The 15,466-nt window shown below is 73.7% G+C and carries 12 protein-coding genes; 5 read left to right on the top strand and 7 right to left on the bottom strand.

What is annotated here, in order from left to right; genetic code table 11:
* The coding region (locus I4I78_RS09675) for a ribonuclease D (RefSeq protein WP_218610911.1) at positions 1-1,176 on the top strand (1,176 nt) is incomplete at its 5' end.
* Here the strand turns inward: I4I78_RS09675 and I4I78_RS09670 are convergent.
* From I4I78_RS09670 to I4I78_RS09645, 6 genes are all read right to left on the bottom strand, one after another.
* Entirely contained in the window at positions 1,082-2,317 is a 1,236-nt protein-coding gene (locus tag I4I78_RS09670) for a HAMP domain-containing sensor histidine kinase (RefSeq protein ID WP_308251995.1), read from the bottom strand. The two genes, I4I78_RS09675 and I4I78_RS09670, sit on opposite strands and share 95 nt — an antisense overlap.
* Before the next feature lie 5 nt (positions 2,318-2,322).
* Positions 2,323-2,988, bottom strand: a complete 666-nt coding sequence (locus I4I78_RS09665; RefSeq protein WP_218610910.1) for a response regulator transcription factor — start codon at positions 2,986-2,988, stop codon at positions 2,323-2,325.
* A complete protein-coding gene (gene dxs / locus I4I78_RS09660; protein ID WP_308251994.1) occupies positions 2,988-4,967 on the bottom strand; it encodes a 1-deoxy-D-xylulose-5-phosphate synthase in 1,980 nt (659 codons plus the stop codon). Before dxs ends, I4I78_RS09665 begins: the two co-directional genes overlap by 1 nt.
* Before the next feature lie 158 nt (positions 4,968-5,125).
* Positions 5,126-6,439, bottom strand: a complete 1,314-nt coding sequence (locus tag I4I78_RS09655) for a diguanylate cyclase (RefSeq protein ID WP_218610909.1) — start codon at positions 6,437-6,439, stop codon at positions 5,126-5,128.
* Positions 6,440-6,711: 272 nt separating this feature from the next.
* Positions 6,712-7,305, bottom strand: coding sequence for a histidine phosphatase family protein (locus I4I78_RS09650; protein WP_218610908.1), 594 nt, complete (start codon positions 7,303-7,305; stop codon positions 6,712-6,714).
* A 10-nt stretch (positions 7,306-7,315) separates the two neighbouring features.
* Positions 7,316-7,741, bottom strand: coding sequence for an HIT family protein (locus tag I4I78_RS09645; protein WP_218610907.1), 426 nt, complete (start codon positions 7,739-7,741; stop codon positions 7,316-7,318).
* 58 nt (positions 7,742-7,799) lie between these two features.
* Between I4I78_RS09645 and I4I78_RS09640 the strand changes: the two genes are divergently transcribed.
* The 4 genes from I4I78_RS09640 (at position 7,800) to treZ (ending at position 14,793) form a co-directional block, all read left to right on the top strand.
* A complete protein-coding gene (locus I4I78_RS09640; RefSeq protein ID WP_218610906.1) occupies positions 7,800-8,267 on the top strand; it encodes a PPOX class F420-dependent oxidoreductase in 468 nt (155 codons plus the stop codon).
* 192 nt (positions 8,268-8,459) lie between these two features.
* Positions 8,460-10,619 carry a glycogen debranching protein GlgX gene (glgX, locus tag I4I78_RS09635; RefSeq protein ID WP_218610905.1) on the top strand — a complete coding sequence of 720 codons (2,160 nt, stop codon included), beginning with the start codon at positions 8,460-8,462 and terminating at the stop codon, positions 10,617-10,619.
* Positions 10,620-10,630: 11 nt separating this feature from the next.
* Positions 10,631-12,985 (top strand): malto-oligosyltrehalose synthase, encoded by a 2,355-nt coding sequence (treY, locus tag I4I78_RS09630; RefSeq protein ID WP_218610904.1) that lies wholly within the window; start codon positions 10,631-10,633, stop codon positions 12,983-12,985.
* Positions 12,986-13,020: 35 nt separating this feature from the next.
* Positions 13,021-14,793 (top strand): malto-oligosyltrehalose trehalohydrolase, encoded by a 1,773-nt coding sequence (treZ, locus tag I4I78_RS09625; protein WP_308251993.1) that lies wholly within the window; start codon positions 13,021-13,023, stop codon positions 14,791-14,793.
* Positions 14,794-14,820: 27 nt separating this feature from the next.
* On the opposite strand, the gene I4I78_RS09620 is transcribed toward treZ, so the two are convergent.
* Positions 14,821-15,390: a TetR/AcrR family transcriptional regulator gene (locus tag I4I78_RS09620; protein WP_218610902.1), complete on the bottom strand. Its 570-nt coding sequence runs from the start codon at positions 15,388-15,390 to the stop codon at positions 14,821-14,823.
* Positions 15,391-15,466 lie beyond the last annotated feature (76 nt).

The following is a 15,466-nucleotide window of genomic DNA, read 5'->3' as shown; positions in this document are numbered from 1 at the left end:
TTCGCGGCCGGCTCCGGCCCGGTCGCCGTGGACGCCGAGCGGGCCTCGGGCTTCCGCTACTCGCAACGCGCCTACCTGGTGCAGCTGCGACGCGAGGGGTCCGGCACCGCGCTCGTCGACCCGATCCCGTTGCGCCCCGACCTGGACCCGGCCGCGCTCGACCCGCTGGCCCGGGCCCTCGACGGGCCGGAGTGGGTGCTGCACGCCGCGTCCCAGGACCTGGCCTGCCTCGACGAGATCGGGCTGCGGCCCGCGTCGCTGTTCGACACCGAGCTCGCCGGACGCCTGGCCGGCCTGCCCCGGGTGGGGCTGGGCCCGATGGTGGAGAACCTGCTCGGGCTCGCGCTGGAGAAGGGCCACGGCGCCGCCGACTGGTCGCGCCGCCCGCTGCCGGAGGACTGGCTGGTCTACGCCGCGCTCGACGTCGAGGTGCTGGTCGAGCTGAGAGACGTCCTGACCGGGCTGCTCACGGAGCAGGGCAAGATCGAGTGGGCGTACCAGGAGTTCGAGGCCGTCCGCACCGCGCCGCCGCCCGCACCGCGGGCCGAGCCCTGGCGCCGGACGTCCGGAATCCACAAGGTCCGCAAGCCCCGTCCGCTGGCCGGGGTGCGCGCGTTGTGGCAGGCCCGCGACCGGCTCGCCGCCGAGCGCGACATCGCCCCCGGTCGGGTGCTGCCCGACGCCGCCATCGTGGACGCCGCGGTCCGCAACCCGGACTCGGTCGAGGCACTCGCCGAGCTGGCGGTCTTCCGCGGGCGTTCGCAGCGCCGGCTGGGCCGCTACTGGTTCGACGCGCTGGCCGCGGCCGCCGCGCTGCCCGCCGAGGAGCTCCCGCGCGCCACCGCCGCGACCGACGGCCCGCCGCCGGTCGCGCGCTGGGCCGACCGCGACCCGGGCGCCGCGGCCCGGCTGTCCGCGGCGCGGGCCGGGATCGCCGCCGTCTCCGAGCAGTTGGGCGTCCCGGCCGAGAACCTGCTGCAGCCGGACCTGATGCGGCGGATCTGCTGGACCCCGCCGTCCGACGGCGACGTGCCCGGCGCGTTGACCGGCGGCGGCGCCCGCCCGTGGCAGGCCGAGCTGCTCAGCCCGGTCCTGGAGCGGGCACTGGCGGCGACGCCGGACTCGGCCCCGGATCCCGGCCCGGTCCCGGGTTCGGGCCCGGCACGGCCGAGCTGAACCGCACCCGCACCTCGAGCCCACCGCCCGCGACCGGGACGGCGTGCACGGTCGCCGCGTGCGCCGCGGCCACCGCCCGCACGATCGACAGGCCCAGCCCGGACCCGCGGGTCCGCCCGGTGCGGGCCACCGGGCCCCGGCGGAACGGCTCGAACAGCTCCGCGATCTGATCGGCGGCCAGCTCCGGACCGGTCGAGGACACCAGCAGCTCGACGACGTCCGCGTCTCCCCCGGCGCGGGTGGTCGTCGAGGCCTCGATCCAGCCGCCGTCGCGGTTGTGCCGGACCGCGTTCTCCACCAGGTTCGCGACGAGCCGGCGCAGCAGCACCTCGTCGCCGCGGGTGCGGGCCGGCACCGGGTCGGCGCGCACCGACAGGCCGTGCTCCGCGGCGGCCCCGGACACCGCGTCGAGCTCGGAGACGAGCAGCTCGGCCAGGTTCACCGGCGTGAGGTCGGAGGGTCCCAGCGGACCGCCGGCCTCGGTCCGGGCCAGCAGCAGCAACCCGGCCACCAGCTCGTCGCAGCGCCGTCCGGCGTCGCGGACGACCTCGCCCATCCGGCGCAGCTCGGCCACGTCGGCGTCCGGGTCCTGCAACGTCACGTCGATCTCGGTGCGCAGCACGGCCAGCGGGGTGCGCAGCTCGTGCCCGGCGTTGGCCACGAACCGGCGCTGCGCGTCGAACGCGGCCTGCAGGCGGTCCAGCATCGCGTCGAACCCGGCGGCCAGCTCCGCGACCTCGCCGCGTGCCCCGCGCAGCGCCACCCGCTCGTCCAACGACGACGCCGAGAGCCGGCGCGACGCCGCGATCACCTGGTGCAGCGGCGCCAGGACGCGCCCGATCAGCATCCAGGACACCAGCGCGGCCGCGAGAACCACCAGCGGGAACGCGATCAGCCCGGCGCGCAGCACCTCGGAGCGGGCGGCGGCGGCCACCGCGTCCCGGGCCGACCCGGCCGGCACCTCGACCCCGCCGACCCGCACCGTCCCGTCGGTGGGGAACGCCGTCGTCGTCGCGACGACGGTGCCGACCAGCACCCGGCCCAGCCACAGCAGCAGGCCGCTGACCAGCGCGACCAGCCCGGTGGCCAGCAGCGTCAGGCGGGGCCGCAGCCCGGTCGCCCCGGCACGGTCCCGGCCCACCGGTCTCAGCCCGCGTCCGGTACCCGGTAGCCGGCCCCGACCACGGTCTCGATCACCCCGGGGTCGCCCAGCTTCTTGCGCAGGGTCATCACGGTGACCCGCACGGTCGTGGTGAACGGGTCGGCGTTCTCGTCCCACACCCGCTCGAGCAGCTCCTCGCTGCTGATCACCGCGCCGCCCGCGCCGAGCAGCACCTCCAGCACGCCGAACTCCTTGCGGGTCAGCTCCACCGGGACCGGCCCGCGGTGCACCGTCCGCCGGGCCGGGTCCAGCCGGACGTCGCCGGCCACCAGGGTCGGCGGGACGGCCGGGGTCGCGCGGCGGCCCAGGGCCCGGACGCGCGCGACCAGCTCCGGGAAGTCGAACGGCTTGGCCAGGTAGTCGTCCGCACCGCGGGACAGGCCCTCGACCTTGTCGGCCAGGGTCGCGCTCGCGGTCAGCATCAGCACCCGGGTGGTGCCGCCGGTGGCGAGCACCTCGTCGCACAGCTGGTCGCCGGAGCGCCCCGGCAGGTCCCGGTCCAGCACGGCGACGTCGTAGCGGGTGAAGGAGAGCTTCTCCGACCCGGAGTCGCCGTCGTAGGCGACGTCGACGGCCATCCCGTCCCGGCGCAGCCCGCGGGCCACGGCGTCGGCCATCGCGTGCTCGTCCTCCACGACGATGACCCGCATCAGCGGGACTGTTCCGGGTGCTCGACGCGGGTGTCGGCGCGGTTCCCACCACGGGCACCCACCGCTGCCGGGACGCCGGGGGCGGCGGCCGCGGCCCACTCGGTGACCCGGCGGGCGACGTCCTGCACCGTCAGCCCGATGCGGCCCAGCACGTCGTCGCGGCTGCCGTGCTCGAGGTAGGACTGGGGCAGCGCGAGGTCGCGCTGCCGGACGTCGATCTCGTCGCCGCGCAGCGCGTCGGACAGCGCGGAGCCGAAGCCGCCGTGCGTGCCGCAGTCGGACACGGTCACCACCAGGTCGTGCTCGCGGGCCAGGTCGTGCAGCGCGCGCGGCACCGGCAGCACCCAGCGGGGGTCCACGACGGTGACGTCGACGCCCTGCTGCCCCAGCCGCTGCGCCGCGGCCACACCCAGCTCGCCGAACGCGCCCACACACACCATCAGCACCGAGGCCCGGCCGTCCGAGGGTTCGTGCAGCACGTCCACGCCGCCCACCCGCCGCAGCGACGGGACCGACCCGATCACCGAGCCCTTCGGGTAGCGCAGCGCGGTCGGCCCGTCGTCGACCGCGACCGCCTCGGCCAGCTCCTCGCGCAGCGTCGCCTCGTCGCGCGGCGCGGCGACCCGCATGCCGGGCACCACGCCGAGGATCGACAGGTCCCACATCCCGTTGTGCGACGGGCCGTCGCTGCCGGTCACCCCGGAGCGGTCCAGGACGAGCGTGACCGCCTCGCGGTGCAGGCCGACGTCCATCATCAGCTGGTCGAAGGCCCGGTTCAGGAACGTCGAGTACAGCGCGACGACCGGGTGCATCCCGCCGCGCGAGAGCCCGGCCGCCGCGGTCAGCGCGTGCTGCTCGGCGATCCCGGTGTCGATCACCCGGTCCGGGTGCGCGCGGGAGAACGGCTCCAGCCCGACCGGGCCGAGCATCGCCGCGGTGATCGCGACGACGTCCGCGCGCCGGTTGCCGAGCTCGACCATCTCCTGGGCGAACACGTCGGTCCAGCCGGTGCTCGGCTTGCCGGTCGGGGCGCCGGTCTCCGGGTCGAACGCGGCCGGGCTGTGCATCTGCTCGGCCTCGTCGTTCTCGGCCGGCGGGTAGCCGTTGCCCTTGCGGGTCACCGCGTGCACGATCACCGGCCCGCCGAAGCGCTTGGCCCGGCGCAGCGCCGACTCCATGGCGGCGACGTCGTGCCCGTCGACCGGCCCGAAGTACTTCAGGCCCAGGTCGGAGAACAGCTCCTGCGGGCTGACCGCGTCCTTGACCCCGGCCTTGAGCGCGTGCAGCCCGGCGTAGAGCGCGGGCCCGACGACGGGCGTGCCGCGCAGCGTCTGCTTCCCGGCCTCGAGCACCCGCTCGTAGCCGGGCTGCAGGCGCAGCGACGCGAGCCGGTCGGCCAGGCCGCCGATCGTCGGGGAGTAGGAACGGCCGTTGTCGTTGACGACGATCACGACGTTGCGGTCGGCCCCGGCCGCGATGTTGTTCAACGCCTCCCACGCCATGCCGCCGGTCAGCGCCCCGTCGCCGATCACGGCGACGACGTGCCGGTCGCGCCCGGACAGCGCCTGCGCGCGGGCGATCCCGTCGGCCCAGGACAGCGACGACGACGCGTGGCTCGACTCGACGACGTCGTGCTCGCTCTCGGCGCGGCTCGGGTAGCCGGACAGGCCGCCGGTCTTCTTCAGCCTGTCCCAGCCGGTGTGCCGCCCGGTGAGCAGCTTGTGCACGTAGGCCTGGTGGCCGGTGTCCCAGATCAGGGTGTCGCGCGGGGACTCGAAGACCCGGTGCAGGGCGATCGTCAGCTCCACCACGCCGAGGTTCGGCCCGAGGTGCCCGCCGGTGCGGGAGACCGCCTTGATCAGGAAGCCGCGGATCTCGGCCGCGAGGTGCTCCAGCTGCGCGGGATCGAGACCGCGCAGGTCGGCCGGTCGCCGGATCGCCGCCAGTGGACGGTTCGCCGGGCCTCGCGTGTCAGACACCTACTGCCTCCTCGCCGGCCGCCACGGCCCGCGCCGCGGGCCGCGCCGTCTCGCTCCATGGGCCGACCCCCACTCTACGGAGCAGCGCCGCCGCCGACCGTCCGGCCGGACCATCACACACCCCGGCAGATCCTCCGGCCTCACGTCCCGGCCGCGCCTCAACCCTCGTCCACGTTCCGGTCCGCCGTCCCCTCGCGACGGCCGAGCCGGACCTGGTTGCGGCCACCACGCTTGGCCGCGTAGAGCGCGTAGTCCGCGACCTGCATCAGCTCGTCGATCGTGTGCCCGTCGATCTCGGACAGGGCCGCCCCGACCGACACGCTCAGGTCCGAGATCACCACCGGGTCCTCCGGGTCGCCGACGGCCACCGCCAGCGTCCGCACCGTGCGCCGGATCCGCTCGGCCGCGGCGTGCGACTGGACCCGGCCCGCCTCGGCCGCGGGCAGCCCGCAGAGCAGCACCACGAACTCCTCCCCGCCGAACCGGCCGACCAGGTCGCCGTCCCGGACCTCCCCGAGCAGCGTGCTGGCCACGGCGCTGAGCACCTCGTCACCCGCCAGGTGGCCGTAGGTGTCGTTGACGGTCTTGAAGTGGTCCAGGTCGAGGATCAGCACCGCCACCGCGGTCCGGCTGCGCCGGGCACGCAGCAGCGACCGGGTCGCCCGCCCGCGCCAGGCCGACGAGGTCAGCAGGCCGGTCTTCGCGTCGGTGTTGGCCCGCTCCTCGAGCTGGCGGATCAGCACCGCGCGGTGCAGCACCAGCAGGGGTGGCAGCACCAGCAGCACCAGCACCGGCTGGCGGAGCACCGCCACCGAGACCAGCACGGCCAGGCACAGTGTCGCGCCCTCCAGGACGTGGTCGTCCCAGTCGCCGACCAGGTCCCGCCAGGCCAGGCTGCGCTCGGCCGTGAGCGTCATCGCCAGCGCCACCAGCATCTGGTTGACCAGCACGTAGAGCACCATCGCGAGCACCAGCAGCGGGTAGCTCACGAGCGGGTCGACCGGCCCGGAGCCGAACGACTCCGTCGAGAGCAGGGTGCCCGCCACCTGCACGGCCAGCACCACCGTCGCCGCGGTGTAGAGGTGCCGGAACAGCGGCGCCCCGGTCGGGCGCCAGACCCGCGCCCACAGGTGCCCGTAGACGGCCAGGACGACCAGGCAGGCCAGCGAGGTCGGGAGCAGCAGCGCCGCGGCGAACGTCCACACCGAGCTGAGGTCGAAGTAGGAGCTGCGCGCGACCCGCCTGCGGACCCGTTCGATGCCGGTGGCGAGCTCGGTGTGCGCGATGCCGAGCACCGCCAGACCGGCCGCGCCGAGTATCGGCATCGGGCCCGGCGGGGAGACGACGAGCCCGGTCACGACGAGTCCGGCCGCGGCCAGCTCGACCACCAGGAGCAGGCACAGCATCCGCGGGCGGAGCAGCCACACCGGCCAGCGGCGGACGTCGAGCCACCGCCGCAGCGACGTCAGCACGTCGACGTCCGTCTCCGGTTTCCGTGGCCTGCCGTTGTCATCGCGCTGCCGACACCCTTCGCGCCCGACCCGGTGCGTCGTTCGACGCCCCCACCCGAACCGGCCGATCTACTGAGCGTAGGTACACCTGGGTGCTACGTCATGCCGCTCCGCCCGTCGACCGGTCAACGGGCAACGGTGCGCGACGAGCGGGTTCGGTGCGGGTCGACAGGGCCTGCCGGCGGGTCGAACGGTTCCCGGACGGGTGATCCGCAGCAGCCGGCCGGCCGGGATCAGAGCAGGTCCGCGACGTGCGCGACCTCGTTCACGGTACGCACCCGGCGGCGTCCGCCGCGCGCGCAGATCACGCGGCTGACCCCGACGTAGTCCAGCGGGAACGGCAGCGGGCGCGCGATCTGCAGGACCGAGGCCAGGTAAGCGTTGATCACGCCGGCGTGCGCCACGACGACGGCGGTCGCCGGGCCCGGGTGCGCGGCGACGACGTCCTCGACCGCCCGCACCACCCGCCCGGAGAACTCCTCGACGTCGACGTGGGCGGGCAGCAGCCCGGAGCGCATACGCTCCCAGACCTCCGGGTCGGCCTCGGCCATCTCGGCGACCGGGGTGTAGACGCGGCCCTCGGCGTCGTACTCGCGCAGGTCCCGGGCGAGGACCGGCTCGGTCCCGAGCACGGCGGCCAGCGGTGCCGCCGTCTGCAGGGCCCGGTGCATCGGGCTGGACCACAGGGCGTCGACCCGGTCGTCGCGCAGCGCGGTGACGAGCCTCTCGGCCTGGGCCTTCCCCTCGGGTGTCAGCGACGGGTCCGCGGCCGAACCGCCGTCGGCGACGCGGTCGGGCAGGGCGTGCCGGACCAGGATCAGCTGCACGGCGGCGGCGTCAGCCCGCGACGTGGTCGCCGTGCCCGGCGGCGCGCAGGGTCTGCCGCAGCGTCTCGGCGTGGCCGTCCTGCTCGTCGGCGTCCACCGAGGCCGCGGCGTTGGCGAAGTCGAACGCCGCCATGTCCCAGGCCGGGAACACGTGCACGTGCAGGTGCGGCACCTCGAACCCGGCGACCAGCAGCCCGACCCGCGGCGGTGCCCAGATCTCGCGCACCGCCACCCCGATCACGCGCGAGACCTCGGTCAGGTGTGCGAGAAGGTCCGGATCGGCGTCGACCCACTGGTCGACCTCGCGGCGCGGCACGACCAGCGTGTGCCCCGGCCCGAGCGGGTTGATCGAGAGGAACCCGACGCAGTGCTCGTCGGACCAGACGAACCGGCCCGGCAGCTCACCGTCGATGATCTTGGAGAAGATGGTGGTCATCGACGGGGACCCTAGCGCGACCGGGCGCCCGGTGGAGGTCCCTCCTAGGCTCTCGCCCATGCCTCGCACGATTGCCACCGCGACCAGGGTCGAACGCGACGAGCTGCTCGAGTTCGTGCGCCCGCGCCACCGGATGATCCTGCTCACCACCCGGTCCGACGGCGGGGTGCAGGGCTCCCCGGTCACCGGAGGGGTCGACGACCAGGGCCGGGTCGTGATCGCGACCTACCCGGAGCGCGCCAAGTCGAACAACGTCGCCCGCGCGGGCCGGGCGGCGGTCGTGGTGCTCTCCGACGAGTTCAACGGGGCCTGGGTACAGGTCGACGGGGACGCCGAACTCATCACACTCCCGGACGCGGTCGAGCCGCTGGTCGACTACTTCCGCGCGATCTCCGGCGAGCACTCGGACTGGGACGAGTACCGCCAGGCCATGCGTGACCAGGGCAAAGCACTCATCCGGGTCACACCGACCTACTGGAGCCCGATCGCGACCGGCGGGTTCCCGCCCCGGTTCGCCGAGGACTAGGGCCGTCCGCCGATGGGGCGGCCTGTCGGGGTGCTCGGCTAGATTGGGACCCTGCGGACGGCTCGGGCCCGTCCCCGGGCCGCCGCCGACCCGGACCCGGTGCGCACGGCATGCGCCACGCACCCGAACGACGACCGACCGGCCACGGCCGACCACCATCGCGGCCGCGGCCGTGGAGTAAGGGGATTCCAGATGCAGCCCTGGCCGGGCCACTCGTACCCGTTCGGTGCCAGCTACGACGGCGCCGGCACCAACTTCGCGATCTTCTCCGCGGCCGCCGACCGGGTGGACCTGTGCCTGTTCGGCCTCGACCGCGACGCCCCCGACGCCGAGACCCGCGTCCGGCTCACCGAGGTCGACGGGTTCGTCTGGCACTGCTACCTGCCCGGGATCGAGCCCGGGCAGCGCTACGGCTACCGCATCGACGGCGCATGGGACCCGGCGCAGGGCCAGCGGTGCAACCCGAACAAGCTGCTGATCGACCCCTACGCCAAGGCCGTGGACGGACCGGTGGAGTGGGACGAGGCGGTGTTCGGCTACAACTTCGGCGACCCGGACAGCCGCAACGACGTCGACTCGGCGCCGTTCGTGCCGAAGTCGGTCGTGGTGAACCCGTACTTCGACTGGGGGTCGGACCGCCCGCCGAAGACCCCCTACAACGAGACCGTGATCTACGAGGCGCACGTCCGCGGCCTCACCATCGCGCACCCGGAGATCCCCGAGGAGATGCGCGGGACCTACTCCGGGGTCGCGCACCCGGCGATGGTCGAGCACCTGCAGCGCCTGGGCGTCACCGCGATCGAGCTGATGCCGGTGCACGAGTTCATCACCGACCACCACCTGCAGGAGAAGGGCCTCGCGAACTACTGGGGCTACAACACGATCGGCTTCCTCGCCCCGCACCACGCCTACTGCGCGGAGAACAACCGCCCCGGATCGCAGGTCCCGGAGTTCAAGGCGATGGTGCGCGACCTGCACGACGCGGGTATCGAGGTGATCCTCGACGTCGTCTACAACCACACCGCCGAGGGCTCGGACATGGGCCCGACGCTGTCCATGCGCGGGATCGACAACGCCGCGTACTACCGCCTCGTCGAGGACGACGAGCGGTACTACATGGACTACACCGGCACCGGCAACTCGCTGAACGTGCGTGACCCGCACACCCTGCAGCTGATCATGGACTCGTTGCGGTACTGGGTCACCGAGATGCACGTCGACGGCTTCCGCTTCGACCTCGCGTCCACCCTCGCCCGCGAGCTGCACGACGTGGACCGCCTGTCCACGTTCTTCGACCTCGTCCAGCAGGACCCGGTGATCTCGCAGGTCAAGCTGATCGCGGAGCCGTGGGACGTCGGCCCGGGCGGGTACCAGGTCGGCAACTTCCCCCCGTTGTGGACCGAGTGGAACGGCAAGTACCGCGACACCGTGCGCGACTTCTGGCGCGGCGAGGAGGGCACGCTCGGCGAGTTCGCGTCCCGGATCACCGGCAGTTCGGACCTCTACCAGGACGACGGCCGCCGCCCCTACGCCTCGATCAACTTCGTGACCGCGCACGACGGGTTCACCCTGGCCGACCTGACCTCGTACAACGACAAGCACAACGAGGCCAACGGCGAGGACGGCAACGACGGCGAGAGCCACAACCGTTCCTGGAACTGTGGCGTCGAGGGCCCGACCGACGACGCCACCGTCCTGGCCCTGCGCGCGAAGCAGCAGCGCAACTACCTGGCGACCCTGCTGTTCAGCCAGGGCGTCCCGATGCTGCTGCACGGCGACGAGCTGGGCCGCACCCAGGGCGGCAACAACAACGTCTACTGCCAGGACAACGAGATCTCCTGGCAGGACTGGTCGCTGGCCGGGAAGAACGCCGACCTGATCGGCTTCACCGCCGGTGTGGCGGCGCTGCGCGCGGCGCACCCGGTGTTCCGCCGCCGCCGGTTCTTCGCCGGCCGCCCGATCGGGCGCAAGCGCAAGGGCGTCCTGGCCGACATCGCCTGGTTCGCCCCGTCGGGCAAGGAGATGACCGAGGAGGACTGGGACTACGACCACGGCAAGTGCGTCCAGGTCTTCCTCAACGGCGAGGGCATCGCCGACGTGGACTCCCGCGGCGCCCGGGTCACCGACGACTCCTTCCTGATGCTGTTCAACAGCTACTGGGGCGACATCGACGCCACGCTGCCCCCGACCGAGTTCGGCTCCGCGTGGGAGACCGTCGTCGACACCGCGTCCGGCGAGGTGCACCCCCCGGTGGCCAACGGCGCGGGGACCCCGGACATCACACCGGTCGCGGCCGGTTCGGTACTGAGCGTGCCGGCCCGTTCGCTGCTGGTCATGCGACGGAAGGGCTGATCCTCTCCCCCATGAGTCAGCGTTCGCTACCCGGTTCGACCTACCGGCTGCAGTTCTCCAAGGACCGGACGTTCGACGACGCCGCGGCGATCGTCGGCTACCTGGACCGGCTCGGCGTCGGGGCGCTCTACGCCTCGCCGCTGCTGGCCTCGGGCACCGGCTCGAACCACGGCTACGACGTCGTCGACCCGACACGGGTCTCGGCCGAGCGCGGCGGCGAGGCCGGGCGGCTGGCGCTGCTCGCCGCGCTGCGCGGGGCCGGCCTGGGCATGCTGATCGACATCGTGCCCAACCACCTCGGCGTCGCGGTGCCGAAGGAGAACCCGTGGTGGTGGGACGTGCTCACGCACGGCGAGTCGTCGCGGGTCGCGCACCACTTCGACATCGACTGGGGCGCCGGGCCGGTGCTGCTGCCGATCCTCGACGCCGACGTCGAGACCGCGCTGGACACCCTCGAGCTCTCCCCCGGCCGCGACGAGCTGCGCTACCACGAGCACGTGTTCCCGGTCGCGCCCGGCACCGGCGGGGAGGGAAGTCCTCGGGAGGTCCACGAGCGCCAGCACTACCGGCTCGTGTCCTGGCGCCGGGGTGCGGCGGAGCTGACCTACCGCCGCTTCTTCGACGTCTCCGACCTGGCGGCGGTGCGCGTCGAGGACCCGGAGGTCTTCGCCGACACCCACCGCGAGGTGCTGCGCTGGTTGGCCGAGGACCCGACGGTCGTCGGCCTGCGGGTCGACCACCCGGACGGGCTGTCCGACCCGGGCGCCTACCTGCGCCGGCTGCGCGCCGAGATCGGCCCGGACCGCTGGCTGCTGGTCGAGAAGATCCTCGGAGTGGGCGAGACGCTGCCCGCGTCCTGGCCGGTCGACGGCACCACCGGCTACGAGGCGCTGCGCGAGATCTGCGGCGTGTTCGTCGACCCGGACGGCGCGGGGCTGCTCACCCAGTTCGCCGCCGAGCACACCGGGGAGAAGCTGCACGCGCACACGGTGGAGGACCTCGGACGGCACCTGGTCGCCGACGAGCTGCTGGTCGCCGAGGTCGGCCGGATCGCCGACGCCTACCGCAGCGGCCCGGGCGCGGGCACCGACCCGGGCACCGTCTCGGCCCGCGACCTCAACGACGCCGTCGCCGAGCTGCTCTGCGGGTTCCCGGTCTACCGCAGCTACCTGCCCGAGGGCCGCGACGACGCCGACACCGCCGTCGCGGTGGCCCGCACCCGCCGCCCCGACCTGGGCGCGGTGCTCACCGACCTGCACGCCGCGCTGCTGGCCGAGCCCCACGGCGAGTTCGCCACCCGGGTCCAGCAGACCTCGGGGATGGTGATGGCCAAGGGCGTCGAGGACACCGCGTTCTACCGCTACAACCGGTTCGTCGCGCTGAACGAGGTGGGCGGCGACCCGGCCCGGTTCGGGGTCTCCCCCGCCGAGTTCCACACCGGCGCCGCCGCCCGCGAGGCGGCCACCCCGCACACGATGACGACGCTGTCCACACACGACACCAAGCGCTCCGAGGACGTCCGGGCGCGCCTCGCCGTGCTCGCCGAGCGCCCCGGCGACTGGGCGTCCCGGGTCCGCAGGTGGTCGGTGCGGCACCCGCTGCCGGACCGGTCGCTGGACCTGCTGGCCTGGCAGAGCCTGGTCGGTGCCTGGCCGATCGACGCGCAGCGCCTGGCCGGCTACCTGGGCAAGGCCTCCAAGGAGGCGAAGCTCGTCACCAGCCACGTCGACGCCGTGCCCGAGGTCGACGAGGCGGTCGCGGCGTGGCCGTCGGCGGTGCTCGGCGACGCCGAGCTGTGCGCGGAGATCACCGCGTTCGTCGACGAGATCGCCGAGTCCGGGTGGTCGAACTCGCTGGGCCAGAAGCTGCTGCAGATGGCCGGGCCGGGTATCCCCGACGTCTACCAGGGCACCGAGCTGTTCGAGTACTCGCTGGTCGACCCGGACAACCGGCGCCCGGTGGACATCGCGGCGCGGGAGGCGGTGCTGGCCCGGATCGACGAGGGCCGGCTGCCCCCGATCGACGCCGACGGCGCCGCGAAGCTCCTGGTCACCGCGGCGTGCGCGCGGCTGCGGCGGTTCCGCCCGGAGCTGTTCACCGGGTACGCCCCGGTGCCGGCCCAGGGCCCGGCCGCCGGGCACGCGGTCGCGTTCTCCCGCGGTCACGGCGAGCTGGTCGCGGTCGCCACCCGGCTGCCCGAGGGCCTGGCCCGCGACGGCGGCTGGGGCGACACGGTGCTGGCGCTGCCCGGCGGCGCAGGAGACTTCCACGACATGGTCAGCGGCCGCGCCGTGGACGGGGCCACCCCGCGCCTGTCCACGCTGCTCGCCGACTACCCGGTCGCGCTCCTGGTCCGCCCGGCCTGACCTACTCCTGACCCCGTGACGGAAGGATGTCCCTCGTGACCGAGTACTCCGTGTGGGCTCCCGACCGGCGGCGGGTCGCCGCACTCGTCGACGGCGACCGTTACCCGCTCGAACGGGGCTCCGACGGCTGGTGGCGCGCCGAGATCGAGGACAACGGCCCGGGGACGACGTACGCGTTCCTGGTCGACGACGACGGGTCCGGCGGGGCGGCGTCGCAACCGCTGCCCGACCCCCGCTCGCTGTGGCAGCCCGAGGGAGTGCACGGGCCGTCGCGGCGCTACGAGCAGGACGCGTTCTGGTGGACCGACGACCGCTGGACCGGCCGCGCGCTGGCCGGCGCGGTGCTCTACGAGTGCCACATCGGCACCTTCACCGACGAGGGCACGTTCGACTCGGCGATCGGGCGCCTCGACCACCTGGTCGCGCTCGGCATCGACCTGGTCGAGGTGCTCCCGGTGAACGCCGTGGACGGCCCCCGCAACTGGGGCTACGACGGGGTCGGCTGGTACGCGGTCACGGAGAACTACGGCGGCCCGGATGCGTTCAAGCGGTTCGTCGACGCCGCCCACGCGCGCGGGATCGGCGTCGTCCTCGACGTCGTCTACAACCACCTCGGCCCGTCGGGGGCCTACCTGGACCGGTTCGGTCCCTACTTCGCCGGGCGCAACATCTGGGGCCCGTCGCTGAACCTGGACGGCCCGCACTCCGACGAGGTCCGCCGCTTCGTCATCGACAACGCCCTGATGTGGCTGCGCGACTTCCACGTCGACGGGCTGCGGATCGACGCCGTGCACGCGCTGCGCGACACCCGCGCCCAGCATGTCCTGGAGCAGCTGGCCGTCGAGGTGACGGCCCTCGAAGCCCACACCGGCCGTCCGCTGTCGCTGATCGCCGAGTCCGACCTCAACGACCCACGGCTGATCACCGCCCGCGAGGGCGGCGGCTACGGCCTGGACGCGCAGTGGGCCGACGACATCCACCACTGCCTGCACGCGGTGCTCACCGGCGAGTCGCAGGGCTACTACACCGACTTCGCCGAGGCCGGCCTGAACGGGCTGGCGCAGGCCCTGACCCGCGGGTTCCTGCACGAGGGCACCTTCTCGACGTTCCGGATGCGCAGCCACGGCGCCCCGGTCGACACCGGCACGATCCCGGGCAGCCGGTTCGTGACCTACCTGCAGAACCACGACCAGATCGGTAACCGCGCCACCGGCGACCGGCTCACCGAGACCCTGTCGCCGGGCCTGATGGCCTGCGGCGCGGCGCTGCTGTTCACCTCCGGCTTCACCCCGATGCTGTTCATGGGTGAGGAGTGGGGCGCCCGCACCCCCTGGCAGTTCTTCTCCAGCTTCGGGGACCCGAAGCTGCGCGAGGCCGTCCGCACCGGGCGCACCGCGGAGTTCGCCGACCACGGCTGGGCGGCCACCGCAGGCGACACCGAGGTCCCGGACCCGAACGCGGAGAACACGTTCCTCGACTCGAAGCTCGACTGGGCCGAGCCGGAGCAGGAACCGCACACCACGCTGCTGCGGATGCACCAGGAACTGATCAAGCTGCGCAAGACGTGGCCGGAGCTGTCGGACCCGTGGCTGGACTCGATCGGCGTGGACGTGCACGAGCAGGCCCGCACGCTGGTGGTCAACCGCGGCCGGATCCGTGTGGTGGTCAACCTCGGCACCGAGCCGGTGACGCTCTCCCTCGGCGCGGTGATCACCCGGATCCTGCTCGCGTCCGAGCCGACGCAGAGCCGCGAGGACAGCTTCACCGTCCCCGGCGAGGCGTTCGCGATCGCGCAGATCGACGCCTGACAGACCCCCTCACGTCAGCCGGCCGGCTCAGACCAGCTCGCGGGCGACCTCCAGGGCCGCTTCGCGGCGCTCGTCGGCGTCCCCGCCGAGCTGGTCGGTGGCGAACGCGCCCAGGTGCAGGGCCATCAGTGCGAGCCTGCGGCGCAGCTGCTCGGCCACCGACGCCTCCGGGTCGGCCAGGAGCTCCGAGAGCGCGTGGAACCTCGCCTTCATCTCCGCGCCCACGGGTAGCTCCTTGATCGAGTTCTGGCCCTCCTGCAGGAACCGGACCGTGCGGTCGAACCGGCTCCCCGGCCCGCTGAGCAGGGCGCTGTAGCGCTCCAGCACACCGCGGCGGGTCTCCGGGCCGGGCGGCTGCGCGCTCCCCCACCCGACGATCTCGTCGATGCCGTGGAAGAGGTCCGAGAACAGGCTCTCCAGGATCTCCTCCTTGGTGCGGTAGTGGTAGTAGACGGCCGCCTTGGTGACCCCGAGCCGCTCCGCGATCTCGCGCAACGACGTCCTCTCGTACCCCTGCTCGGCGAACAGCTCCAGCGCGACGTCGCGGATCTGCTCGCGCGTGTCGGTCCGGCGCTCGTCGGTGCCTGCTCTGCTCACGATGTCCTCGCCTCCTGTGTGTCCCACATCGTACTTGCCGGTCGGCCAGTCAGTGCTAGCCTGTCGACCAGTAAGT

It is taken from the genome of Pseudonocardia sp. KRD291 (genome assembly GCF_019263595.1).
GTDB lineage: Bacteria > Actinomycetota > Actinomycetes > Mycobacteriales > Pseudonocardiaceae > Pseudonocardia.
Note: the sequence above shows the minus strand (reverse complement) of the source record. Positions and strands in the feature narration are given on the sequence as shown.